The organism is Wenyingzhuangia sp. IMCC45467 (assembly GCF_054111205.1).
Genome location: NZ_CM134196.1, coordinates 1323757 through 1349651, shown reverse-complemented (window position 1 = coordinate 1349651; position 25895 = coordinate 1323757). Strand labels below are relative to the sequence as shown.

At 31.0% G+C, this 25895-nt stretch carries 25 protein-coding genes and 1 other RNA gene; 14 read left to right on the top strand and 12 right to left on the bottom strand.

Annotated features, from left to right (window positions below):
• Window positions 1-70: 70 nt before the first annotated feature.
• From ACXGQT_RS05740 to mtaB, 8 genes are read right to left on the bottom strand one after another with little or no spacing between them, the layout of a single operon-like run.
• Window positions 71-1393: a TolC family protein gene (locus ACXGQT_RS05740; RefSeq protein ID WP_457830448.1), complete on the bottom strand. Its 1323-nt coding sequence runs from the start codon at window positions 1391-1393 to the stop codon at window positions 71-73.
• Window positions 1394-1397: 4 nt separating this feature from the next.
• Window positions 1398-2522, bottom strand: coding sequence for an efflux RND transporter periplasmic adaptor subunit (locus ACXGQT_RS05735; protein WP_457830447.1), 1125 nt, complete (start codon window positions 2520-2522; stop codon window positions 1398-1400).
• Between the two features lie 27 nt (window positions 2523-2549).
• Complete coding sequence (locus ACXGQT_RS05730) at window positions 2550-3782, bottom strand: ABC transporter permease (RefSeq protein WP_457830446.1); 1233 nt, start codon at window positions 3780-3782, stop codon at window positions 2550-2552.
• Between the two features lie 2 nt (window positions 3783-3784).
• The gene (locus ACXGQT_RS05725) at window positions 3785-5014 is read right to left on the bottom strand and encodes an ABC transporter permease (protein ID WP_457830445.1); all 1230 of its coding nucleotides are present in this window, start codon (window positions 5012-5014) and stop codon (window positions 3785-3787) included.
• Window positions 5015-5016: 2 nt separating this feature from the next.
• Window positions 5017-5712, bottom strand: a complete 696-nt coding sequence (locus tag ACXGQT_RS05720; RefSeq protein WP_457830444.1) for an ABC transporter ATP-binding protein — start codon at window positions 5710-5712, stop codon at window positions 5017-5019.
• 33 nt (window positions 5713-5745) lie between these two features.
• Window positions 5746-6642 carry a lytic transglycosylase domain-containing protein gene (locus ACXGQT_RS05715; protein ID WP_457830443.1) on the bottom strand — a complete coding sequence of 299 codons (897 nt, stop codon included), beginning with the start codon at window positions 6640-6642 and terminating at the stop codon, window positions 5746-5748.
• A gap of 31 nt (window positions 6643-6673) precedes the next feature.
• A complete protein-coding gene (locus ACXGQT_RS05710; RefSeq protein ID WP_457830442.1) occupies window positions 6674-7339 on the bottom strand; it encodes an alpha/beta hydrolase in 666 nt (221 codons plus the stop codon).
• A 7-nt stretch (window positions 7340-7346) separates the two neighbouring features.
• On the bottom strand, window positions 7347-8705 hold the full coding sequence (mtaB, locus tag ACXGQT_RS05705; RefSeq protein WP_457830441.1) for a tRNA (N(6)-L-threonylcarbamoyladenosine(37)-C(2))-methylthiotransferase MtaB: 1359 nt from the start codon (window positions 8703-8705) through the stop codon (window positions 7347-7349).
• A gap of 117 nt (window positions 8706-8822) precedes the next feature.
• Between mtaB and ACXGQT_RS05700 the strand changes: the two genes are divergently transcribed.
• Together ACXGQT_RS05700 and ACXGQT_RS05695 are read left to right on the top strand one after the other, a co-directional pair.
• Window positions 8823-10421 (top strand): ABC transporter substrate-binding protein, encoded by a 1599-nt coding sequence (locus ACXGQT_RS05700; protein WP_457830440.1) that lies wholly within the window; start codon window positions 8823-8825, stop codon window positions 10419-10421.
• Entirely contained in the window at window positions 10421-10768 is a 348-nt protein-coding gene (locus tag ACXGQT_RS05695) for a tRNA-binding protein (RefSeq protein ID WP_457830439.1), read from the top strand. Before ACXGQT_RS05700 ends, ACXGQT_RS05695 begins: the two co-directional genes overlap by 1 nt.
• Here ACXGQT_RS05695 and ACXGQT_RS05690 read toward each other — a convergent pair.
• The gene (locus ACXGQT_RS05690) at window positions 10755-11543 is read right to left on the bottom strand and encodes an SDR family NAD(P)-dependent oxidoreductase (RefSeq protein WP_457830438.1); all 789 of its coding nucleotides are present in this window, start codon (window positions 11541-11543) and stop codon (window positions 10755-10757) included. The genes ACXGQT_RS05695 and ACXGQT_RS05690 overlap by 14 nt on opposite strands.
• 190 nt (window positions 11544-11733) lie before the next feature.
• Here ACXGQT_RS05690 and ACXGQT_RS05685 point away from each other — a divergent pair, with 190 nt between their 5' ends.
• The 7 genes from ACXGQT_RS05685 to ACXGQT_RS05655 all read left to right on the top strand — a co-directional run bounded on the left by ACXGQT_RS05685 (window position 11734) and on the right by ACXGQT_RS05655 (window position 16918).
• Complete coding sequence (locus tag ACXGQT_RS05685) at window positions 11734-13086, top strand: MATE family efflux transporter (RefSeq protein WP_457830437.1); 1353 nt, start codon at window positions 11734-11736, stop codon at window positions 13084-13086.
• Between the two features lie 12 nt (window positions 13087-13098).
• A complete protein-coding gene (locus tag ACXGQT_RS05680; RefSeq protein ID WP_457830436.1) occupies window positions 13099-13326 on the top strand; it encodes a hypothetical protein in 228 nt (75 codons plus the stop codon).
• A 98-nt stretch (window positions 13327-13424) separates the two neighbouring features.
• Window positions 13425-14045: an L-threonylcarbamoyladenylate synthase gene (locus ACXGQT_RS05675; protein WP_457830435.1), complete on the top strand. Its 621-nt coding sequence runs from the start codon at window positions 13425-13427 to the stop codon at window positions 14043-14045.
• A 9-nt stretch (window positions 14046-14054) separates the two neighbouring features.
• Complete coding sequence (locus ACXGQT_RS05670; protein WP_457830434.1) at window positions 14055-14756, top strand: hypothetical protein; 702 nt, start codon at window positions 14055-14057, stop codon at window positions 14754-14756.
• 73 nt (window positions 14757-14829) lie between these two features.
• The gene (locus ACXGQT_RS05665) at window positions 14830-15594 is read left to right on the top strand and encodes a hypothetical protein (RefSeq protein ID WP_457830433.1); all 765 of its coding nucleotides are present in this window, start codon (window positions 14830-14832) and stop codon (window positions 15592-15594) included.
• A gap of 89 nt (window positions 15595-15683) precedes the next feature.
• Complete coding sequence (locus ACXGQT_RS05660) at window positions 15684-16175, top strand: hypothetical protein (protein ID WP_457830432.1); 492 nt, start codon at window positions 15684-15686, stop codon at window positions 16173-16175.
• Complete coding sequence (locus tag ACXGQT_RS05655; protein ID WP_457830431.1) at window positions 16172-16918, top strand: hypothetical protein; 747 nt, start codon at window positions 16172-16174, stop codon at window positions 16916-16918. The genes ACXGQT_RS05660 and ACXGQT_RS05655 overlap by 4 nt, the downstream gene beginning before the upstream one ends.
• Window positions 16919-16956: 38 nt before the next feature.
• On the opposite strand, the gene rluF is transcribed toward ACXGQT_RS05655, so the two are convergent.
• Genes rluF through ACXGQT_RS05640 form a run of 3 tightly spaced genes read right to left on the bottom strand, consistent with a single transcriptional unit; the run spans window position 16957 to window position 19122 of the window.
• Window positions 16957-17685, bottom strand: a complete 729-nt coding sequence (rluF, locus tag ACXGQT_RS05650) for a 23S rRNA pseudouridine(2604) synthase RluF (RefSeq protein WP_457830430.1) — start codon at window positions 17683-17685, stop codon at window positions 16957-16959.
• Window positions 17686-17691: 6 nt separating this feature from the next.
• Entirely contained in the window at window positions 17692-18675 is a 984-nt protein-coding gene (locus tag ACXGQT_RS05645; protein ID WP_457830429.1) for a glycosyltransferase family 2 protein, read from the bottom strand.
• Window positions 18676-19122, bottom strand: coding sequence for a type I restriction enzyme HsdR N-terminal domain-containing protein (locus tag ACXGQT_RS05640; protein WP_457830428.1), 447 nt, complete (start codon window positions 19120-19122; stop codon window positions 18676-18678). It lies immediately after the preceding gene.
• 52 nt (window positions 19123-19174) lie between these two features.
• Here ACXGQT_RS05640 and holA point away from each other — a divergent pair, with 52 nt between their 5' ends.
• The 5 genes from holA to ACXGQT_RS05615 all read left to right on the top strand — a co-directional run bounded on the left by holA (window position 19175) and on the right by ACXGQT_RS05615 (window position 25729).
• Window positions 19175-20176 (top strand): DNA polymerase III subunit delta, encoded by a 1002-nt coding sequence (holA, locus tag ACXGQT_RS05635; protein ID WP_457830427.1) that lies wholly within the window; start codon window positions 19175-19177, stop codon window positions 20174-20176.
• A 157-nt stretch (window positions 20177-20333) separates the two neighbouring features.
• On the top strand, window positions 20334-20900 hold the full coding sequence (locus ACXGQT_RS05630; protein ID WP_457830426.1) for a nucleotide exchange factor GrpE: 567 nt from the start codon (window positions 20334-20336) through the stop codon (window positions 20898-20900).
• A gap of 145 nt (window positions 20901-21045) precedes the next feature.
• Entirely contained in the window at window positions 21046-22176 is a 1131-nt protein-coding gene (gene dnaJ / locus ACXGQT_RS05625; RefSeq protein ID WP_457830425.1) for a molecular chaperone DnaJ, read from the top strand.
• Between the two features lie 194 nt (window positions 22177-22370).
• An RNA gene (gene rnpB, locus ACXGQT_RS05620) (RNase P RNA component class A) lies at window positions 22371-22702 on the top strand.
• Between the two features lie 249 nt (window positions 22703-22951).
• Complete coding sequence (locus ACXGQT_RS05615; protein WP_457830424.1) at window positions 22952-25729, top strand: bifunctional aconitate hydratase 2/2-methylisocitrate dehydratase; 2778 nt, start codon at window positions 22952-22954, stop codon at window positions 25727-25729.
• The last annotated feature ends 166 nt before the right edge of the window (window positions 25730-25895 follow it).

Genomic DNA, 25895 nt, shown 5'->3' with positions numbered 1-25895 from the left:
TGAGAAACTGAAACAAGTTCAGTTTGATGAATTTTTCACTTTTCAGAAAGCCTTGTTTTCTGTTGGATGATCATAAATTGATTGGAATACCAAAATAGAATTCCAATACTTTTAATTTAAAAATATAATCATATTTTGCTTTTATAAGATCAGTCTCTGCATTAATGTAACTTGTTTTACTTTGATTAAAAGTAAAAGAATCCATGGCTCCTAAGTTGAATTTTTCAGTAGCATATTCATAAGCAAGTGTTCTCGCTTCTAGTGCTTTTTGACTAGCTTCGTATGTTTTTAAAGCTCCTTTGGTATCGTTAAAAGCTTGATAAACTTTGTCTCTTAAATCAAATTTAGATTGTTCTAAATCTAGCTTTGCTTGTTCAAGCTGCAACTTTGATTTTTTAACGGCATTTCTTGTTTGGAACCTATTGAATATTGGAATACTTAAACCTAATCCATAAGAAAATCCTCTATTGTCTCTAAACTGAGTTAAAAGATTGGTCCAGTTAAAGTTATTAGGGTTAATATATGTTGTATTAAATCCAAAAGAACCATTTAAAGTAGGTAAGTATGATCCCTTTGATATTTTTATATCATTTTCTGCAATTTCAATAGCTAATTCAGATAATTTGATGTCATTTCTTACAGTCAAAGATTTGTTAAATATATCTTGTGGACTATTAGAAGTAATATCAGTAGGAATCAATTCATAAGCATTATCAGAAATTTCAAATTGATCAAAATCTTCTAAAACCAACAAATTAAATAAAGATAATTTAGAAATTAAGATATTATTTTCCATATCAATAATCGCTTTTTCTTGGTCTGCCAATGTAGCCTCTATTTCTAATAAATCTCCTTTTGGTTTGCTTCCGGCATTAATTAGTTCCTTAACTCTTACAACTTCTTTTTCACTTAAATTATATTGTTCTTGTAATGCTTTTAAGGACTCCTTATTAAAAACAATTTGCAAAAAAGCATTACATACATTTAAAGAAATATTGTCTTTCATATCAGCCAATTGATATTGTCTGGACAATAAATTAAGGTTAGACCTCCTTAGTTGTTTGATATTTCTCATTCCATCATAAAGCGTTACATTAGAATTTACTCCTATACTTGTATTTTGATTTGTCGAAATAACATTAACATTATCAATATTTGGATTTAAACCTGTTCTCCAAGAATGACTACCATTTGCCGTTAAATTGGGTAAGAAATTTCCTTTGGCATTTGAAATATCAATTTTAGAACTTTCTATATCTAACTTAGATTTTTGAATAGAAATGTTGTTTTCTAAAGCATAAGAGATGCATTCTTCTAAGGTCCATTTTTTGGTTTGAGCGTTCCCAAGTGTATATGTATATAAAACAATGAGAAATAATAATTTTGTATTCATGGTTTTATCTTTTCTTTTTATCAAAATCAGCTTCATTTCCAGTGATTTGATTCCAAACTTTTATTTTGTCATCTTTTGAAACCCCTTCTTTAATTTCTACATTAATTCCATCAGAAATTCCTAGTTTAACTTCTTTTTTCTCAAATTGTTGAGGTGTGTTTTCAACTTCAACAAAAGGTTTATCAGTATTTCTATCATATTGAATTAAAGATTCTTTAACCGCTAAAATATTTTCTTTCTTATCTAAAATTAAAGCAGCATTGGCACTATAACCCGCTCTAACATTTACACTATCTGACAGCTCTAAACTTGCTTTAATTTTAAATAAAACAGCTCCTTGCTCATCCACTCCTTTTGGAGCAATAAAAGTTAAATTGGCATTAAATTTCTGGGTATCAATGGCACCAATAGTAACTTCTAATGGAGTGTTTTCTTTTAATTTTCCAACCTCTGCTTCATCAACTTTTCCTTCAAAAATCATTTTTTTTAAATCAGCAATAAAAGCAATGGTAGTTCCTGCATTAAAATTGTTGCTTTCAATTACTTGGTCTCCTTGTTTTACAGGAATTTCTAAAATAGTTCCAGATATGGTTGCTCTAATATTGGTGTTTGCAGAAGCCGATCCGTTAGCAGACCCTAGTTTTATTATTTGAAAATCTTTTTTTGCATTTTCTAAATCTTGCTTGGCTTGATTGTATTGTAATTCAGCAGTATTAAATTCTTGTATAGCAATAACTCCTTTGTCAAAAAGTTGTTTGCTTCTTTTGTATTCTTTTGTGGTGTTTTCTAAAGAAAGTTGAGCCGTAATAACTCTTCCATTGGCACTATTTAAAGATTGTTCGTTAGGAACTACTTTAATTTTAGCAATTAAATCTCCTTCTTTTACATATTTTCCTTCTTCCACAAATATTTGCTCTATAATCCCAGATATTTGAGGTTTAATTTCTACTTCATCTTCGGGGATAACAGTTCCTGTAGCTACTGATTTTTTTTCAATTGTGGTAATAAAAGGTTTTTCTGTTTTAAACTCTATGGCCGATTTACTGTTTTTGTCTATAAAAAACTTAATAACGAAACCAAAAACTGCTAACAGGACAATGATGATGATAAATTTTATAGCGTTTTTCATGATGTTGATGTATGTTATCTCTATTTATTAACTATTTAATGCTTCAATTGGATGTATTTGGGTTGCTTTTGTTGCAGGAATCAATCCTATGAGTGTTCCTAAAACGGCTAAAATTCCTACAGCAACAAACACAATAGGTATAGATACCGATGGGTTTACTAAAACGGCATCTGCCCCTTGTCCCCATTTAAAGTCTATAAGAATTAAAACCAATCCACCTCCTAAAATTCCTAAAAAACCAGCAAGCAATGCAAGTGTTACAGCTTCTAGTATTATTTGTCTTTTTATCATAAGAGGAGTGGCTCCAATGGCACGTCTAATTCCAATTTCTTTTGTGCGTTCTTTAACAGTAATTAGTAAAATATTTCCAATGGCAAATACTCCTGCAATTAAAGTAGCAATTCCTACAAACCATGTTAAAAATTGCATACCAGTTAAAAAACCATTCATTTTTTCAAATTCTTTTCCAAGGTTAAAGCCTCCAAAAGCACGGTTGTCATCTGGGTGAATGTTGTGTAAGTTTTTAAGTAGTAATCTAGTATCTAGTTCTAGTTGTTTAATATCACTATCTTTTTTACCAGTTACCATCATCATTCCAATTTGTTGGCCTGTATTGTATAGTTGTTGAAAAGTTGTAAATGGAATATGTATATCAGAAGGCATTCCTACATTTCCGTTTTTAAAAACACCAACAACAATAAAGTTTAATTGATTAAGTTCTATATTTTCACCTATAGGATTTTCATTTTTTTTAAAATACTGTTTGTAAACTTCTTCAGAAATAACAATTACTTTTTTCTTTTGATTAATATCTGATTGATTGATAAACCTACCAATAATAAGGTTTTTCTTTTGCACTTTATCAAGTACAGGAAAGTCTCCGTTTACGGTAAAATCACCTGTTTGAAAGTTTCTGATAATAGTACCATTTCTTTGATTTCTTGGGACTACAAATTCAATTCCGTTGATTTCTTTTTTGATGTTTTCAACATCATTCAAATTTAATCTTACTTGTCTTCCTTTTTGAAAACCGTGAAAAGCTTTTTCCGTAGATCCTCCCCAAATAAATACGCTGTTGGTTGCAAAATCACCAAACAATCTATTAAAAGAATTCTCCATTCCTCTAGCACAGCCTAACAAAGTTACCAGTAAAAAAATACCCCAAGTAACACCAATAACCGTGATAAAGGTTCGCATTTTGTTTTTGCGTACACTTTCATAAATTTCTTGCCAAGTATCTTTTTCAAATAAAAATTTCATAATTACTCGTCTCTTAGTGCTACAATAGGTTTTATTTTAGAAGCTCTTTTTGCAGGCACATAACCAGCTATACAACCAGAAATTACCAAAGTAATCATAGCTCCAATCATAATTGAAGTATCTACACTTGGGTCAGTGATAAAATATTTTTCTAAACTATTTCCTATTAAATTTACAGAACCAATTCCAATTAAAATCCCTACATACCCAGCAATAGAAGTAATAGTAATAGACTCTAACAAGATTAGTGCTACAATTGATTTAGGAGAGGCTCCTAATACTTTTCTAACACCTAATTCTTTGGTTCTTTCGCTAACCACATATATCATAATATTGCTAATTCCCACAATCCCTGCGATTAAGGTTCCAAAACCAATAAAAAAGATAAGTATGGTTAATATAAAAATCATCATATTGGTGTTTTTAACGGCTTCGGCTGCATTACGAATTCTAACAGCGTTTTGATCATTAGGAGCTATGACTAACAGTTCTTTTAGTTGAGATTGTAGGTCCTCGCAAAATGCAACTACTTGGGTGTAGTTTAAGTCTTTGTTTGCTGTTAAAACAATCTGATCTACATAATCATTATTGGCATATAAGGTTTGACAAGTACTCATAGGAATGTATATTCTCCTTTCTGCATTGTCATCACCCTCTTTATTAAATACACCAATTACTTTAAAGTTGACTCCTTGTAAATTGATATATTCTCCTATTGGATTTTTATTTTTGAACAAATCTTTTTTTACCAATTGACCAATTACAGCTGTTTTTTTAGTTTGGTTAATGTCAGATATATTAATAAACCTTCCTGAATTTAATTGATAGGTATCTATAAATTGATCATCGGGAAGTACAGCATTTATGCTATAGTTGTTTTTGTTGTGATTGTAAGAAACGTTAAAGGTTTTGTGAATTTTGGAAGAAATATACGCTACTTCTTTACTGTTTTTTTGTTTTATAAAGCTTAGAACTTCATTTGTTAAATGTATTCTTCGTCCAGATTTTTTTCCTTTATAAGGTATGGTTGTGTTACCAGAGTAGATGTAAATAGCATTGGTGCTTCTGTTTACAAAAAAGCTAGAAAATGTATTTTGTAATCCGTTTGATATCCCAAAAAGTAAGGTAAAAATAAGAATAGCAAAAGTAATGGTAAAGCCAGAAAGAATACTTCTTAGTTTGTTTTTGCTAATGCTTTGAAATATTTCTCCCCATAAATCTCTATCAAACATAACTATATATTTATGTTGTGATTTACAGTTTCATCACTCATAATCACTCCATCTTTTAACCTAATAATTCTATCGGTTTGCTCAGCAACATCTTCTTCGTGAGTAATAATTACCACAGTCATACCTTCATTGTTAATGCTTTTTAACAATTCCATGGTTGTTTGTGTGGTTACAGAGTCTAAGGCTCCTGTAGGTTCATCGGCCAATATAATTTTAGGTTTGGTTACCAGGGCTCTAGCAATGGCAACACGTTGCTTTTGACCTCCTGAAAGTTCGTTAGGTAAGTGATTAGCCCATGGTTTTAATCCAACTTTTTCTAAATATTCTAAAGCAATTTTTTGACGTTCTTTTTTGTTATAGCCTCCTTTGTAATAAAGTGGTAAAGCCACATTTTCTATAGCTGTTTTATAAGATATTAAGTTAAAAGATTGAAAAATAAACCCAATAAAGTGATTTCTTAACAGAGCTGCTTTGGTTTCGTTTAGATCTTTGATGACTTCATTGTTCAGTTTGTAGATTCCTTCATCATGAGTGTCTAACAAACCAATAATATTTAAAAAGGTTGATTTTCCAGATCCAGAAGATCCCATAATAGATACTAACTCTCCTTCTTTAACATGAAGATTAATCCCTTTAAGAACGTGTAAAGAATCCTTTCCTACTTTGTATGATTTGTGTAGGTTTTCAATTTGAAGCATAGCTTTTTCTTTTTCGAAATCTAAAGATAAAAATTAATTTACTGTAATAGGTATTTTTACATCGTAAGGTTTTCTAGATCTGTTATTTAGTTTGTTTTCTCTTAGCCAAGGATTTAATATTTTTAACTCTTTGTAATTGGTGTTAAAATCTTTTGCAAAAGAGGCTATGTTGGTAATAGCGGTATCAACTTTAACGGTTCTGTATTTAGGTAATAAGTATAAATCATTTTTATCATACACAAAACCATAATCATAAGGCTTGCTTAAAATTTCTTTAACAGCTACAATTCTAGGAATGTATCTAGAAGTTTCATCAGGCAGTAACACATCATAATAAGAGGTTACCATTTGTTCTTCCATTCTTCTTCCAAGACCATTAATTCCAATGTTGTAAGATGCAGCAGCAGCCGTCCAGGTTCCAAACTCTTCTTTAGCTTTTAAAATATACTGACAAGCAGCATGAGTTGCTTTTTCTAAATCATAACGCTCATCAACATTGCTATTTACCTCTAGCCCATATTCTCTACCTGTAGCAGGCATTAATTGCCAAAAACCTTTAGCACCTGCAGGAGAAGTAACGTTTTGTAAACCACTTTCAATTACTGCCAAATATTTAAAATCATCAGGAATATTGTTTTTAGCTAAAATAGGTTCAATCACAGGAAAAAATTTGTGAGCTCTTTTAATTAATAACAATCCGTTAGATTGCCAATAAGTATTTACTAAGAATTCTTTATCAACTCTTTCTCTAACATCTTGATTGTGAATAGGTATGTCCTCACTAGCAAATTGAATTCCGCTAGGTATTTTTAAAGCCTTAATAATATAACTGTCTCCAGTTTTTTTAGTTGATGGAGTAGCGTTTGTGAAAAATGGTATGGATATTAAGATTGCTCCAGCTGAAACAATCCAGATAAAGTGTTTTTTCATAAGGATAGATTTAGTATATAAGTTACAAAAATTAAGCCAAAAAATCTATTAAATAACGTTGAATGGTAGTGCTTTTTGTTAAAATCATTACATGGGTTCCGTTATTAATAATTTTGCAATTTTGTATGTGTTTTATGGGGATTATTTTGTCTTTATCTCCGTGTAAATGCAATAGGTCTGATTTGTGATTACAACCTTTCCAAAACAAAAAATTACGAATAGACCATTGCGTATAAAGTTTACTCCTTAAGGGTAAAAATTTTCTGTAAACTTTTAAAGTATTTTTTATTCTTTTTGTTCCGTAACAAAACAAAATATTCTCACACCAATTTACAAAGCTTACAGGATATAATTTATAAAGATTGGTTGCTTTAACGAATTTAAAAAAAGGACTGTATTCTTTGGTGTTTTTTACACTAGAAATAAGTACTATTTTATTACAAGGAATTGTTTGGGCAATTTCTTGTGCTAGAACACCACCAAAAGAAACACCTATTAATACGGGGTTAGGGGTTGTTATTTGCGTAGCAAACCGCTTGGTGTAATCTTGTAAAGATTCATTTATAGACAAAGGCATGAGCCATTCTAAATAATGCATCTTGTACTTTTCTTCAGGTAACTTTATGCGTTCAAATATTTTAGAACAAGCAGACATTCCTGGTAAAAAATAAACGTGTGTTAGGTTTTCGGTTTTCAAGTGTTGATTAAATCAATTCACTCAAATTTACAGTTTTTTCTGTAGGTTGATGTAACCAATCAAAACGAACTGAACCATCTTCATCAATTTCTGTTAATGTCACTTTGTGTAATTCGTTTACCAAACTAGGATTCCATGGAGTTTTAACTTTTACGTAATTTTCTGTAAATCCGTGAATGTATCCATCTTTGTTTTCACTCTCAAATAAAACAGTTAACGTATTCCCTAATTGGCTTTCGTAAAATGCTCTACGTTTTTTAACAGACAACCCACGTAACATTTTACTACGTTTAGCTCTTACATTTTTGGGAACTACTCCGTCCATGTCAGCTGCTTCAGTATTATCTCTTTCAGAATAAGTAAATACGTGTAAATAAGAAATATCTAATTCGCTTAATAATTTATAAGTCTCCAAGAAAATTTTATCAGTTTCTCCAGGAAAACCAACAATTACATCAACCCCAATACAAGCGTTAGGCATGGTTTCTTTAATACGAGCCACTCTGTTTACGTACAAATCACTCATATAACGACGTTTCATTTTTTTCAAAATGGTATCGCTTCCGCTTTGTAATGGAATATGAAAATGAGGTACAAAACTGTTTGAGGTACTTACAAATTCAATAGTTTCGTCTTTTAACAAGTTAGGTTCTATGGATGAAATTCTAAGTCTATGAATACCATCAACCTTGTCTAAAGCTTGAACTAATTCATAAAAAGTGTGTTCGTGTTTTTTGTTTCCAAATTCACCTTTTCCGTAATCTCCAATGTTAACTCCAGTAAGTACAATTTCTTTAATACCACGTTCAGAAATTTCTTTGGCATTTTTTAATACATTTTCCAAAGTATCACTTCTAGAAATTCCACGAGCCAAAGGAATGGTACAATAAGTACATTTATAATCACAACCATCTTGTACTTTTAAAAAGGCACGAGTTCTATCTCCAATAGAATAAGAACCTACATAAAAATCGGCATCTTCAATTTCGCAAGAATGCACTTCACCTAAATCATTTTTTGATAAATCATTTATATAGTCTGTCACCTTAAATTTTTCGGTAGCCCCTAAAACCAAATCCACTCCATCAACAGCAGCTAATTCCTCTGGTTTTAATTGAGCATAGCACCCAACGGCAATTAAAAAAGCTTGATCATTCTTTTTTAAGGCATTTTTTACAATAGTCTTAAAACGTTTATCTGCATTGTCTGTAACAGAACAAGTGTTAATTACATAAATATCGGCCTGTTCTTCAAAATCTACACGGCTAAAACCTTCGTCTTGAAAGCTACGAGCAATGGTAGAAGTTTCTGAAAAATTAAGTTTACAACCCAATGTGTAAAAAGCTACTTTTTTTTGCGGACTCATTCTTGTAAATTTACGGGGCACAAAGGTACGTTTTTTCTACGATATTGAGGTATTTGTTATAGGTTGATTTTTGTGTAATGGTATAGTTAATAAATTCATTTGTAGTAAATTAACCCAATGATTAAAAAAATAGTAAGTTTTTTGTGTTTAGTTTTATGCTTTATTTCTTGTAAAAATAAAGAGCATAAACACAGCCTTTCGGAGGTGTTTAGGTACAATGAAAAAGACAATATCACTTCTTTAGACCCTGCTTTTGCTAAAAATGAACCTAATGTTTGGGCTACAAATCAACTATTTAATGGTTTGGTGGTTTTTGATGATAGTTTACATGTAAAACCTTGTATTGCTAAATCTTGGTCTATTTCTAACGATAATAAAACGTATGAGTTTGTGTTAAGAGATGATGTGTTTTTTCATAAAAACATTGCTTTTGGAAAAGATAGTACAAGAACGGTTACAGCTCATGATTTTGAATATAGTTTTGATAGAATTTTAGATCCTAAAGTAGCCTCTTCAGGTAGATGGGTGATGCAAAATGTTAAAAGTTTTAAGGCTGTAAATGATTCTGTTTTTAAGATAGATTTACACAAGGCTTTTCCGCCTTTTTTAGGGTTGTTGTCTATGCAGTACTGTTCTGTAGTACCCAAAGAAGCGGTGGAATATTATGGAACAGAGTTTAGATCTAATCCTGTAGGTACAGGTCCTTTTTATTTTAAGTTATGGGTAGAAAACACAAAGTTAGTGTTTAGAAAAAATCCTTTGTATTTTGAAAAAGATGAAAAAGGAAATCAACTTCCTTATTTAGAAGCTGTAGCTATTACTTTTTATGCCGATAAACAAACAGAGTTTTTACAATTTATTCAAGGGAATTCGGATGTTTTGTATGATTTACACACATCTTATAAAGATGAATTATTATCTCCAACAGGAGAGTTGTTGCCAAAGTATAAAAACAAATTAGCCTTAGATAAAACTCCTTATTTAATTACCGAGTACATTGCTTTTTTTATGGAAGGACAAACGGTAGATAATCATTTGTTGATAAGACAAGCTGTTAATATTGGTTTTGATAGGGCTAAAATGTTACGATATTTAAGAAATAATATAGGAAATCCTGCTACGGGGTTTGTTCCAAAAGGTTTGCCTGGGCATTATTCGGGTGAATTGAACTTATATCAACCAGAAAAAGCCAAAGCGTTGATGGATCAGTATAAAAAAGAAACAGGAGATTTAAATCCGACAGTTAAAATTGCTACCAATTCTAGTTACACAGATTTGTTTGAATTTATTCAGAGAGAATTGCAAGGAATAGGATTAAATATTCAGTTAGAAGTATTGCCATCACCTATTTTAAGACAATTAAAAGCCAATGGAAAGCTACCCACTTTTAGAGTGGGGTGGATTGCAGATTACCCAGATGCAGAAAACTTTTTATCACTTTTTTATAGTAAGAATTTTGCTCCACAAGGCCCTAATTATTCGCACTATAAAAATACTACTTATGATGATTTGTACGAACAATCTATGGCCATTACAGATCCACAAAAAAGAGTTGTGTTGTATAAAAAAATGGATAGTATTATTAGAAAAGAAGTACCAGTAGTATCTTTGTTTTACGATGAAATTATTCGTTTTAAACATAGTAATGTAAAAGGATTAACCACCAATCCAACCAATTTGTTGAATTTAAAAAGAGTTTACAAAACAAAAGAATAATGGAAAATACATCACCTTTATCTTGGTCTGAATTTGCCAAAGTAGATATGCGTATTGGGACGATTATTAAAGCCGAAGTTTTTAAAGAAGTAAAGAATCCTGCTTATAAATTATTGATAGATTTTGGAGATTTGGGTATTAAAAAAAGTTCTGCTCAAATTACAAAAATATATCAAGATCCGAAAGAGTTGGTAGGAAGGCAAGTTGTGGCAGTGGTTAATTTTCCTCCCAAACAAATTGCCAATATGATGAGCGAATGTTTGGTGATTGCAGGAGTGGGAGAAGAAAACAATATTGTTTTGTTACAGCCAGAAAGAACAATGCCTAACGGAACTAAAATAGGTTAATTTTAGTTTCTTGTAGTTTTTTAACTTGTTTTAAAATATTCTTTTTAGAAATAAAAGGAAGTAGTTTCATCATGAGTTTTTGTTTAAAACCTACACCTGAAATAAGATCAATTTTTCCATCAAGCATAGCATTATATCCTTCAGTAGCTACTTTGTTAGCGTTAGCAGGTTTTTTAAATAAAGCAGTTTTATTCATACCAGAAACAGCTCCGAAATTGGTTTGTGTAGCTCCAGGCATTAAGTTGGTTACCGTTATATTGGTGTCGCTCAGTTCTTCAGAAATAGCATTAGAAAAAGAAGTAACATAGGCTTTGGTAGCAAAGTAAACAGCTTGTAGTGGACCAGACATTAAACTAGCAGTAGAAGATACATTGAGTATTTTTCCTTCGTTCCTAGCTACAAAATCTTTTAGAAAGAAATGAGTTAAGGCTGTTAGAGAAACTACATTTAGCTGAATCATGTTTAAATCGTTATATAAGTCTCTCTCATAAAATTTTCCAACCCCTCCAAAGCCTGCATTGTTAATTAAGTAATTAACAACAATATTTTGGGAAATAACTTCGGTGTAAACTTCTTGACTTGCATTTAAATAGGTTAAATCTTTTTGAATAATGTATACAGAAACTTTAAAAATAGATTCAATATCATTTTTCATTTCTAAAAGTGTGTTAAAATTTCTAGCTACTAAAACAAGATTGCCTTTATGTTTAGCGTGAATATAAGCTAGCTCTTTTCCAATGCCACTTGTAGCTCCAGTAATTAATGCAGTTTTCATATAAATTTAATTGTAGTTTATATTTCTGTTGATATAATATTAAATGTACCTAAACTTTTTTGTATAAATACTGATTTACAACAGCTTAATGTTATGTTTCGGAATGTTTTTTAACATAAAAATTGATGTGTGAATTGTAAAGGTGAGCTGTAAAACTTTGTATCTTCGCGCAGAATTTTATCAAACCCTTATGAATTTTAAGCAATATACCTCTGAGTTTAAAACTAATATTTCTATAGCCGTGCCTGTTATGTTAGGACAGTTAGGTCATGTGTTGGTTGGTTTTGCAGATAATATTATGGTAGGGGAGTTAGGAGCTCCAGCTTTGGCTGCTGTTTCTTTAGCCAACTCAATTTTCTTTATTTTAATGGGCTTGGGGGTAGGTTTTTCTTTTGCTATGACTCCTTTAATTTCTGAAGCAGATGCCGCTAAAAATTATTTGGAAGGAAAAAAAAACTATCAACATGGAGTAATCATTCTATCAGTTCTAGGAGTAGTTTTAGCGTTGGTGTTATTGTTCATGGAGCCTTTGTTAGGAAAAATGAATCAGCCAGAAGATGTAGTTGTTTTGGCAACTCCTTATTACAATGTTTTGGCTTTTTCTATGATTCCTTTGTTAGTTTTTCAGGCCATCAAACAATTTACAGATGGATTGAGCTTAACAAAATACGCAATGATTGCTATTTTAGGATCTAACTGTATTAATGTTTTATTGAATTATATTTTAATCTATGGAAAATTTGGTGCTCCTGCTCTAGGAGCTGTAGGTGCAGCATACGGAACTTTGGTTTCAAGAGTATTGATGATTTTTGTATTGTTGTATTTCATCAGTAAAAGAAAAAAGTTTCAACCTTATAAAATTGCTATTTCATGGTTTACTTTAGAAAAAGAAAGAGTAACGAAAATTTTTAAATTGGGTTATCCTACAGCATTGCAAATGTTTTTTGAAATTGGAATTTTTGCTTGTGCTGTATTGTTGTCTGGAATGTTAGGAACTGATGAGCAAGCAGCGAACCAAATAGCCTTAAACTTATCTACCATGACATTTATGGTGGCTACAGGAGTAGCGGTTACAGCAACCATCCGTGTAGGGAATCAAAAAGGGTTAAAAGATTACTACAATTTAAAAAGAATAGCTATTTCTAATGTTTTTTTAATGATTATTATTGCTTGTATAGCGGCAATTGGTTTTATGAGTTTAAGAACTTATTTACCTTGGATGTATATAAATGATGAAAATGTAGTAAACATAGCAGCAAAATTGTTAATTATTGCTGGCTTGTTTCAAATATCTGATGGAATTCAAGTAGTGGTTTTGGGAGCTTTAAGAGGTTTGCAAGATATGTTTGTACCTATGTTATTGGTGTTTGTTTCCTATTGGATTGTTGGTTTTCCTGTTTGTTATTATTTAGGTTTAAAAACTGACTTAGGAACTTTTGGGGTTTGGATAGGCTTATTAGTAGGGTTAACAGTTTCTGCTACTTTATTGTATCTAAGGTTTCAGCATTTAACAAAAAGATTACTTTTGTCTAAGCAATTATAAAAAATAAAAAAAATGGAGTTACCAAGGTTTATATTAGCAGATAATTCAGATTGTGCAGAAGATATTTTTGTAATTCATACAGAATTTCCAAGGTTTATTATTAACTTAAAGGATGATGAAATTGAGTTGTGGGATGATTTAGAAGGAACAGATGAGGAAGAACTTTCTATTCAAGTAGCACAATTTATAGAAGATGCTTCGGAGTTTTATGACAATGAAATGGAAAAATACGCAGAGTAGTTTTAAACATTGTTTAGTTAAAAAAACAATATTTTGTAAGGTTTCGTTACATAGTAAGTACTAAATAATTAAAATATTATAGATCAATAACCATTATAATGGCAAAACTTATAAGAATATATGCAGAAAACCCCAATGAGAAAGAAATTCTTAAAATAGTTGAGGTTTTAAAAAACGGAGGTGTCATCATCTATCCGTCAGACACTGTGTATGCCTTAGGTTGCGATATTACCAATTATAAAGCCATGGAAAGAGTGGCTAAAATCAAAAACATTAAGTTAGAAAAAAACAGTTTTTCTATTGTGTGTAATGATTTAAGTCATTTGTCCGATTATACAAAACCTATTGATACCAGTACTTTTAAAATATTAAAAAGAGCTTTTCCTGGTCCTTATACTTTTGTGCTACCAGCCATTAACAACATGCCTAAAGCTTTTAAAAAACGTAAAACAGTTGGAATTAGAGTTCCAGACAATAGCATTACTAGAGAAATAATTAAACAATTAGGAAATCCTTTGGTATCTTCTTCTATTTATGATGAGGATGAAGTGATTGAATATACTACAGATCCAGAATTAATTCATGAAAAATGGGATGATTTGGTTGATGTTGTTATTGATGGTGGTTATGGTGATAATGTTGCTTCTACCGTGATAGATTTAAGTGATGGTGAACCTGTTGTTTTAAGAGAAGGAAAAGGAAGTTTAGATATTTTATAAAACAATATTTTGTTTAGCAATCAATTAAGCAAAGAAGATGATTTTCTATTTTATTCTTTACAAATAGAAATTGAGCAGCTCTCTAATAAAATTCAAACAATAAAAATACAAGTTTTTGAATTTGAAAACTTTTTAAGAAATGAGTTAGAGAGTGAAATTATAGAAGAGCAAGAGTTGACAGTTCTTTATAAAAATCTTAAAAAGGCAAAAAAAGAAAAAAGATTAGCACAAAAAAAGAAGGGAAAAAATTATAAAGACCCTATTTCCATGCCTGTAGTTTCTAAAATTACGGAGGAAGAAAAAGTTGTATTAAAGGATAAGAAAAAACTTTATAGAGAAGCAATGTTATTTGTACATCCTGATAGGTTTTCTAACAACGAGCAAGATGAAAATTTGGCAACGGAAATCACTACCGAATTAATTAGAATTTACAAACAAGGAACATTGCAAGAGTTACAGCAAATACATCAACAAATTACTTCTCAAAAAAAACTTTCTAGTATTCAAATTTCTCAAGAAAAACCATTAGATACTTTAGAATTGTTACAACACAAAAAAGAAAAATTGCAAAAAGAATTACATCAACTGGAAAACAGAAATACTTTTGTGGTTTTAACTACTTATTCCAATCCTAAAGATTATTTACAAGAAGTAAAAGCTTATTACAATGATAGATTGTTTAAATTGAGAAAACGTACTAGAAAAGCCTGAGGCTGTTTTAAACTTTTTTTGGTTTCATTTTTGTTACCTAAACGAAAAAAAGCTTTTGAAAAATAGTGTCATATTGATTTTTTTAGTGTTCATAATTCCCAAAGGGTTTTCACAGGATAAACAAAACTTTTTAAAAGGAATTGTGGTAAATGATTCCATTCCTGTTGAAAATATTGCAATAACTAACAAAAACTTAAAGCTAAGTACAGGTACTAATGAGTTTGGAGTTTTTGAAATTCCTGTTCGTTTGGGAGATTCAATTTTAATATCAGCCATTCATATTAAAGATGTTTTGTTATTTGTCAATCAAGAAATATTAAATAGAGGAGGAGTTGAGGTAGCGGTTATTAGTAAAGTTAATCAGATAGATGCAGTTGTGCTTAATAATATGTTAAGCAAACCTGCATTAGATTTTTCTGCAGCTTATATGCCAACAACCAATCCTGACTTTAAAACGATGCGTAGAAATGAAATACGAAATTTAGCAAATACAGATCCAACAAGGAGTGCATCAGTTGGCGGAGGAGGAGCTAATATTTTAGGAGGAATTTCTTTGTTGTCCAAATTATTAAAAAAAAAGAAAAAGGAGGAACCTACGACTCCTGTAGAAAAACTTCAAAGGTGGGAGCGTTTTAAAGTGGATTTTTTAAAACAATATGGAACTTCTTTTTTTACCAACGATCTAAAAATCCCTAAGCTAGTAATAGATGAATTTTTGTTTTATTGCAAAAGGGACAAAGACATTGCTTTAATGTATTACAATAACCAAGAATTAGAATTGCTAGATTTTTTTGTAAAAAAAAGCAAAGCTTATAGGAGGGTAAATGGTATAGAATAGTATTTATTACAAATATTTTTAGTGTAAAAATATATCTTCTTTGTTAATTTTAAATAGTTTGTGTTTATTTGTGTTAAATAAAAATAACTATGAAAAAACTATTTCTTTTATCTATACCGTTGGTTTTAATAGCATGTATAGATTTATGTAGAGCTGATGGGGTTACTTCAGTCTATGAGCCTGTGCAAATGTCACGGGAATCTTTAAAGTCTTCTATTGCAATAACTGATGTAAGACAAGTTTTAAATGCGGGTAAAATTTATATAAAAGATGATTTTATCATTGTAAATGAAAAATATGAGGGTTTCCATATTTATGACAATTCAAACCCATCATCTCCTTTAAAAGTAAGGTTTTTAGAAGTTCCTGGAGCTACAGATATTGCAATTAGAGATGATGTTTTTTACATAAATCAAGCTACAGATTTGGTTACTTTAAAGTTTAACAGTACAAATTATAGTGTTACGGAAACAGGTAGAGAAATTAAAGTATTTACTCCTTTAAATCTATCGCCAGATGGAGGGTATTTTATTGCAGATGATGATAAAGTTATTGTTAAATTTAAAGAAATAGAAGAATGAAAAAGTTGATATTTGTTTTAAGTTTATTAATGCTTTGTGGTTGTAATGAAAACACTAATGATGTTGTTGAAAGTCCTACAGGAGATGGCCAAGGAGGTTCTTTAGCTACTTTTACTCTTAAAGGAGATTATTTATATGCCGTAGATAGTCAAAAACTTAATTCTTTTTTAATAGCAGATGAGTCTCAAGAAAACCCAAGTTTTGTAGATGCTGTGAATGTTGGATTGGAAATAGAAACCTTGTTTGGCTTTGGTAACAATTTGTTTATAGGTAGTACATCGGCCATGTATATTTATAATTTAGACAATCCTGAGAGACCAGAGCACGAATCTACTTCTAGCCATTTTAGAGCTTGTGATCCTGTAGTGGCAAATAATTTAAATGCATTTGTAACTGTTAGAGGGGGGACTTTGTGTGGAGGAGATACTAATACATTAAAAGTATATGATATTATTGATGTGAAAAATCCAATATTATTGTTAGACAAAACCCTAATAGAGCCCAAAGGAATGGCTTTGTATGGTGATTATATTTTTGTTGCTGATACGGCTATTAGAGTGTTTGATATTTCTAACGTTGAGAATGGAGAGGTTTACTTTGTTACCAAAATAGATGAGTATGTAAATGATTTAATTATTAGAGACAACCATTTGTTTGCTGTTGGAGATACTGGAATATATCAATATGACTTAAGTAATTCTGATGAGTTAAAAATTACTACAGTAAGTGAATTAACTTTTTAGATTGTGATGTAAAAAAAACAGCACAAACGAGCTTTTTTTTATTCAAAATGTTTGTTAGAGTCTGATGTTAATTTGTTTAATTCTTTTAATTCAGCTTTGGTTAAATCTCTCCATTGACCTACAGGGATATCTAAGAAAATATTCATAATTCTAATGCGTTTAAGTTTTTTAACATCGTATTCTAAATATTCACACATTCTACGAATTTGTCTGTTTAAACCTTGGGTTAAAGTAATTTTAAACTCGTAATCGTTAACTTTTTCAACTTTACATTTTTTTGTAATAGTTCCAAGAATAGGGATTCCGTTACTCATTTTGTTGATAAAATCTTGAGTAATGGCTTTGTTTACTCTTACCAAATATTCTTTTTGATGGTTGTTTCTAGCACGTAAAATTTTGTTGACAATATCTCCATCACTGGTTAAAAAAATCAATCCTTCACTAGGTTTGTCCAAACGTCCAATTGGAAAAATTCTTTTAGGATGTTTGATGTAATCAATAATATTATTTTTTTCTCTTTTTTGATCTGTAGTACAAACAATTCCTACGGGTTTATTAAATGCAATATAGGTATGTTCTTCTTCTTTTGCTGTAACTGGTTTTCCATCTACGCAAACTTCATCAGTAGGAGCAATTTTAGTACCCATTTCTGGAACAGATCCGTTAATGGTAACACGTTTTTCTTCTATCAGTTTATCAGCAGCTCTTCTTGAGCAATATCCAATTTCACTTAAATACTTATTGATTCTTTTTAAAGCTTCGGCCATGAGTGTTTAAGATTTATAGGTGTTTTGTTTTTTAATAAAAGATTGCCAAACAATACTTTTTGTTTGGTAATAATTGTTTTTTTGTTGTTTCTCTCTTTTTTTATACATGCTAGAAAAATGTGAGTAGAAAGAAAAATGAGCTTTTAAAATACTCCAAAAATGTAAGAGTTCTCCAGATAGTAAAAATCTAATTCCAGCAATACCATCTAAAATCATTCTTGTAAAAATAATAGGGAATAGTTTTTTCTTAGGTAAATTTTTAACCAGTGTAAAAAGAGAGTTTCTAAAATTTAAATAGGTTTTAAAAGGACTTTGTTTGCTTAAAGTTCCTCCCCCAACATGGTAAACTGTACTTTCGGCAATATAATCTACAGACAAATTTTGATTTTGAGCTCTCCAGCACAAATCAATTTCTTCGTAGTGAGCAAAAAAATCATCATCAAATCCGTTTAAATTTTTATAGTCTTTTGCTTTGATAAACAAACAAGCTCCCGATGCCCAAAAAATTGGAGCAGATTCGTATTGGTTTTTATCAGATTCTATGTGTTCAAAAATTCTACCTCTACAATATGCGTACCCATATTTATCAATAAAACCACCCCCAGCACCAGCATATTCAAAATAAGATCTGTATTTAAAGTCTAAAATTTTAGGCTGAACTATACTTGCTTTGCTATTGGTATTGTAAAACTCAATAATAGGTTTAAGCCAATTTGGAGTAACTTCAACATCAGAATTAATTAAAGCATATACATCAGCATTAATTTTAGATAAAGCCAAATTATAGCCATTGGCAAAACCAACGTTTTTAGAATGTTGGATTATTGTGATTTCTGGAAAAAACTTTTCTACATAAGCTACAGAAGTATCCATAGAGGCATTGTCTACCATATATATGTTTGCTTCGGGGCTATTTTTTACCAAAGTAGGTAAAAACTTCTCAAGCAAATCTCTTCCGTTCCAGTTTAAAACAACTAATGCTATATTCATTTAAATAGTGTAGTTAGGAATGTCTTTTAAAAACACATATTTTTTGTTTTCAAAATCCATTTTACAAAAGTAATGTTCCAAGCCATTAGTAACAACTAAATAATTGGCATTTAATTCAAGGTTGTATCTAGCTATTTGATCAAACACTTCTTGGGTTATTTTTATTGAACTTGCTTTACATTCTACAATAATTTCGGGGGTTCCAGAGGTATTGTAAATCAAAATATCAGTTCTTTTTTTAGTATTGTTTAAGGTTAGTTCTTTTTCTAATGCAGTTAAAGAGATAGGATATTTTTTATGATGTACTAAATAATGAGCAAAATGTTGTCTAACCCATTCTTCGGGAGTAAGCATTATGTCTTTTTTTCTAAAAGGATCAAAAATAAAGAGCTTATTTTCTTTACTTTTGATTTTTAAATGAACATCAGGAAGATTTAATTTTTGCATATGCCAAAAATAAGCATTCTTTCTGAGCAATTCCTTACAATTTTAGTAGTCTATGGTAGAAGTAAAACAGTTGGTAGCTGATATCAATCAGGGAAGAATTAAACCCATTTATTTTTTAATGGGAGAAGAGTCTTACTATATTGATAAAATTTCTGAATACATAGAAGAAAATATTTTAACTGAAGATGAAAAAGGATTTAACCAAACCGTTATTTATGGTAGAGATACTTCTATAGATGAAATTATAGGTCAGGCCAAACAGTTTCCCATGATGGCAGAGAAAACAGTGGTTATTGTTAAAGAAGCTCAAGACTTGTCTAGGACTATAGAAAATTTAGTTTCTTATGTAGAAAATCCTTTAAACAGTACTGTTTTAGTTATTTGTTATAAATATAAAACCTTAGATAAACGTAAAAAACTAATAAAAGCTATTGCAAAGAATGGAGTTGTTTTTGAATCTAAGAAACTATATGACAATCAGGTTGGAGATTGGATAACAGGAGTGTTAAAAGGTAAAAAATACAGCATAGAACCAAAAGCGGCTCAAATGTTAGTAGAGTTTTTAGGAACCAACTTAAGTAAAATAAGTAATGAGTTAGATAAGTTAACTTCTTTGTTACCAAAAGAAACTACTATTACGGCAAAACATATTGAGGAAAATATAGGAATAAGTAAAGATTATAACGTTTTTGAACTAAGGAAAGCTATAGGAAAAAAAGATATTTTAAAATGTAATCAAATCATTAATTATTTTGCAGAAAATCCTAAAAGCAACCCATTGGTAATGACCATTTCTTTAATCAATAGTTATTTTACTCAATTATTAACATATCATGGTTTAAAAGACAAATCAAAAGCAGGCGTTGCAAGAGCCTTAAGAGTAAATCCTTATTTTGTTGATGATTATGTGTTGGCTGCTAAAAATTACCCAATGAGAAAGGTATCTCAAATAATTTCTTATTTACGAGATGCCGATGTTAAAAGTAAAGGAGTAGGAGCAAACATGTCAGATAGAGACTTACTTAAAGAATTATTATTTAAAATTCTACATTAATTTCAGTTTATATTACTGAGTTTATTACAATTATATATAAAATAAATAAAGTTGTACTTTTGCATCACTTTTTAAAGTGTCATTTTGGCATTTTAAAAGGAATGGCAAACCTTTTGCCCTAGCAAGAGCACAAACAATTTATTGATAATTATTTACCATGAGTAAGAAAGAAGATATTCAACAAGAAGAAAAAGCAGTAGAAGAACAAGTAACTGCAGAGCAATTAGAAGAAACTGTTGAAGCTGCTGATAATGAGGCGAAAACAGAAGAAACTAAAAAAGAACCATCTGTTGAGGAATTAGTTCAAGCAGAAAAAGATAAATATTTACGTTTGTTTGCAGAGTTTGAAAACTACAAAAAGCGTACTTCTAAAGAACGTATTGAGTTGTTTAAAACAGCAGGAAAAGACATCATAGTGTCAATGTTACCTGTAGTTGACGATTTTGACAGAGGGATGATTGAAATCAATAAAAGTGAAGATGAGGAATTAAAGAAAGGAGTAGCTTTAATTCAAGATAAATTAGTAAAAACATTAGAGCAAAAAGGATTGACTTTGGTAGAGGTAAATCAAGGAGATGCTTTTGATGCAGATACACAAGAAGCAATTACTCAAATACCAGCACCTACCGAAGACTTAAAAGGAAAGGTGATTGATGTAATTGAAAAAGGATACAAATTAGGAGATACTATTATTCGTTTTCCTAAAGTAGTAATAGGACAGTAGTTAAAATTAACAATGTACAATTATCAATTTTAATTGAGTATTACAAATAACAATTGATGATTGCATAAAACAGTTTAAAAGTAAGCAGTACTCAGTTATATTATTAACTGCATACTGAAAACTAATAACTGAAAACTGATAAAAAATGGCAAAACAAGATTTTTACGAAGTATTAGGAATATCAAAGGGAGCATCTGCTGCAGAGATCAAAAAAGGGTATCGTAAAATGGCAGTTAAGTATCATCCAGATAAAAATCCAGGAGATGCTGAAGCTGAAGAAAAGTTTAAGCTTGCAGCTGAAGCTTATGAAGTTTTAAGTGATGAAAATAAGCGAGCTAGATATGACCAATATGGACACCAAGCTTTTGAAGGTGGACATGGCGGAGGAGGAGGCTTCGGTGGTGGTATGAATATGGACGACATCTTTAGTCAGTTCGGAGACATCTTTGGTGGTGGTTTCGGAGGTTTTGGCGGTGGTGGAGGTCACCGAGGAGGTCGTAGAGGTACTGTAAAAGGAACCAATATGCGTATTCGTGTAAAACTTACTTTAGAAGAAATTGCTAATGGAGTTGATAAAAAAATAAAAGTTCGTAGAAAAAAACAAGCCAAGGGAGTAACCTATGGAACTTGTACTACATGTAATGGAGCTGGACAAGTAATGCAGGTAACCAATACTATTTTGGGTAGAATGCAAACAGCTGCAACCTGTAACACATGTGGTGGTGCTGGTGAAATAATGAAAAACAAAGCTGCTGGTGCAGATGCTCAAGGTTTGGTTATTGAAGAAGAAACAGTGAGTATTAACATTCCTGCTGGGGTTACTGATGGGGTACAATTAAAAGTTGCAGGAAAAGGTAATGAAGCTCCAGGGAACAATTCAATAGCAGGAGATTTGTTAGTGTTGATTGAAGAAATTCCACACGAAACATTAACAAGAGAAGGAGTTAACTTACATTATGATTTATATATAAGTTACCCTGAAGCTGTTTTAGGAGCAAGCAAAGAAATTGAAACAGTATCAGGAAAAGTAAAAATTAAAGTAGATGCAGGTACTCAATCAGGAAAAATTTTAAGATTAAAAGGAAAAGGATTGCCTAGTATTGAAAGATATGGAACAGGTGATTTAATGGTGCATGTTAATATTTGGACTCCTCAAGAATTAAATAAAGATCAGAAAAAGTTTTTTGAAGCAAATTTTGAAGATGATAACTTTAAACCAGCTCCAACAAAAGGAGATAAATCTTTTTTTGAGAAAGTAAAAGACATGTTTTCTTAATAAAAAACAGATTAAAATAAACAAAGTTTAACAAATTAAGGAAAAGATAAAAAAAAGACAAAATATTTTTTGCAAACTATAAAAAGTATGTATATTTGTCCTGTTGTGTTATTTATAACACACTTTTTCTTTTTCATAGCAATTTTTCCCACCTAGTTTACTAGGTGGGTTTTTCTTTTAATATAGATCATTGAGAAGTAGGTTGTCTTATCGCCGCGTATAAATACGGGGAGGAAAGTCCGAGTACCATAGAACAGCATAGCGGATAACATCCGTCATCTTGAACTTGTTTCAGGAGAGGACAAGTGCAACAGAAAGCAAGTACAGTTCGGCTGTAGTGAAACCAGGTAAACTCTATGCGGTGCAATGTCATGTATATTGGAGTCCTTTTAATAGGTAAGAGTTGTTCGCTCAATTCCAAGGGGTAGGCAGATAAAGGTTGTTGGTAACAGCAATTTTAGATAAATGATAAGAGTTCTGAACTTGTTTCAGAATACAAAACTCGGCTTATAGGCCTACTTTTTTAATGATGTTTTGCTTAAACAAAATAAATATTTCTTTACAGTTAAACAGATAGCCCATTATATAGGCATTTACCAAACTTTTGTTACGTATTTATACGTAGGTGTATGTGGTAAAATAATTAGAAATAAGTGAATTTGTTAAAAATAGCCTATTTACTTAAAACAGTACGTTTTCGGCTTTTTTTATGGGTTTGATATTTTGTATATTGCAAGACCAAAAATGAACAATTAAATAAACTATATTAGGTCTTATGAGTATTTACCAAGATTACATCAAGGAGATTGAAGAAAGGAAAGCTGCAGGGCTACATCCTAAGCCAATTGATGGAGGAGAGTTGATTAAAGAAATAATCACTCAAATTAAAGATTCAGATAACGAAAACAGAGAAGATTCTTTAAAGTTTTTTATCTATAATACGGTACCAGGGACTACAGAAGCAGCTAGTGTAAAGGCTAAATTTTTAAAAGAAATTATTCTTGGTGAATCTGTAGTAGAAGAAATCAAACCTGCTTTTGCTTTTGAATTGTTGTCTCATATGAAAGGAGGACCTTCAGTAGAAGTATTACTTGATATAGCATTAGGAGATGATGAAACTACAGCAAAAGAAGCTGCAACAGTTTTAAAAACACAAGTGTTTTTATATGAAGCAGATACTGAGCGTTTAGAAAATGCATACAAAGCAGGAAATGCCATCGCTAAAGAATTGATTGAAAGTTATGCTCAAGCTGAGTTCTTTACAAAATTACCAGAACTTGAAGAGAAGATAGATATTGTAACTTTTATAGCTGGTGTTGGAGATATTTCAACAGATTTATTATCACCAGGAGCAGATGCTCACTCAAGATCTGATCGTGAGTTACATGGACAATGTATTTTTGAGCACAACAAAGAAATGCAAAAAGAACTTTCTGCTTTAAAAGAACAACACCCAGATAAGCGTGTAATGTTAGTAGCAGAAAAAGGAACTATGGGAGTAGGATCTTCAAGAATGTCTGGTGTTAACAACGTAGCATTGTGGACAGGTATACAAGCAAGTCCTTATGTTCCCTTTATTAATATTGCACCAGTAATTGCTGGTACAAATGGAATTTCTCCAATTTTCTTAACTACAGTTGGGGTAACAGGAGGTATTGGTTTAGATTTAAAAAACTGGGTAAAGAAAACAGATGCAGATGGAAACGTAGTTTTAGATGCAGATGGAGAACCAGTTTTAGAAGAAAAATATTCTGTAAAAACAGGAACGGTCTTAACAATAAATACTAAGACTAAAAAATTATACAACGGAGATCAAGAATTAAAAGATATTTCTGATGCATTTACACCACAAAAAATGGAGTTTATGAAAGCAGGAGGATCTTATGCTGTTGTATTCGGAAAAAAATTACAAACATTTGCTTGTAAAACATTAGGTATAGATATTCCTCAAGTTTTTGCACCATCTAAAGAAATTTCTCATGAAGGTCAAGGATTAACAGCTGTTGAGAAAATCTTTAATAAAAATGCAGTAGGAACTACACCAGGTAAAACGTTGCATGCTGGTTCTGATGTTCGTGTAGAAGTAAATATTGTAGGATCTCAAGATACTACAGGTTTAATGACTTCTCAGGAATTAGAGTCTATGGCTGCAACTATTATATCTCCAATTGTAGATGGAGCTTATCAATCAGGTTGTCACACAGCTTCTGTATGGGATGATAAGTCTAAGGCTAACATTCCTAAGTTGATGAAGTTTATGAACGACTTTGGTTTAATTACTGCTCGTGACCCTAAAGGGAAATATCATGCAATGACGGATGTAATCCACAAAGTATTAAATGATATTACTGTAGGAGATTGGGATATTATTATTGGAGGAGATTCTCATACACGTATGTCTAAAGGGGTTGCTTTTGGAGCAGATTCAGGAACTGTAGCATTAGCATTAGCAACAGGAGAGGCAACTATGCCAATTCCAGAATCTGTAAAAGTTACTTTTAAAGGACAAATGAAATCTTTTATGGATTTCCGTGATGTTGTACATGCTACACAACAACAAATGTTAAAGCAGTTTGGTGGAGATAACGTATTCCAAGGTAGAGTAATTGAAGTTCATATTGGAACTTTAACTGCAGATCAAGCATTTACATTTACTGACTGGACTGCAGAAATGAAAGCAAAAGCTTCTATTTGTATTTCAGAAGAACAAACATTAATAGAATCATTAGAGATTGCCAAAGGCCGTATCCAAATCATGATTGATAAGGGAATGGATAACGAAAAGCAAGTTTTAAAAGGATTGGTAGAAAAAGCTGATAAGAGAATTACTGAATTAAATTCAGGTGAAAAACCAGCTTTAAAACCAGATGCAAATGCTAAGTATTATGCTGAAGTAGAAATTGACTTAGATGAAATTGCTGAGCCAATGATTGCAGATCCAGATGTAAACAATGATGATGTTTCTAAACGTTATACACACGATGTAATTCGTCCATTATCTTATTACGGTGGTACAAAAACTGTAGATTTAGGGTTTGTTGGATCTTGTATGGTACATAAAGGAGATATGAAAATTTTAGCTCAAATGTTAAAGAACGTTGAGGCTCAACAAGGTAGTGTAACTTTTAAAGCTCCATTAGTAGTAGCTCCTCCAACGTATAACATTGTAGATGAGTTAAAAGCAGAAGGAGATTGGGAAGTATTACAAAAATACTCAGGTTTTGAGTTCGATGATAATGATCCTAAAGCGGCTGCACGTACCAAATACGAAAATATGTTGTATTTAGAACGTCCAGGATGTAACTTATGTATGGGGAACCAAGAAAAAGCAGAGCCAGGAGATACTGTAATGGCAACTTCTACTCGTTTGTTCCAAGGAAGAGTTGTAAAAGATTCTGGAGAGAAAAAAGGAGAATCTTTATTGTCTTCTACTCCAGTAGTGGTACTGTCTACTATTTTAGGAAGAACTCCAACAATGGAAGAATACGAAGCTGCAGTTGATGGAATTGTGTTAACTAAGTTTACACCATCTTTAAAACAGTTAATTAAGTAATTACATTGCTTTAAAATACAAAAGCCTAAGTCGAAAGATTTAGGCTTTTTTTATATCATAAAAGTTGTTTTTTAAATAAAATCTCTCATTATTTCAAATGAGTTCATAATCATAGCATATGGATTTTTAGTATAGTATTAGTTTTTGTAATTTGTAGGTATCCAAA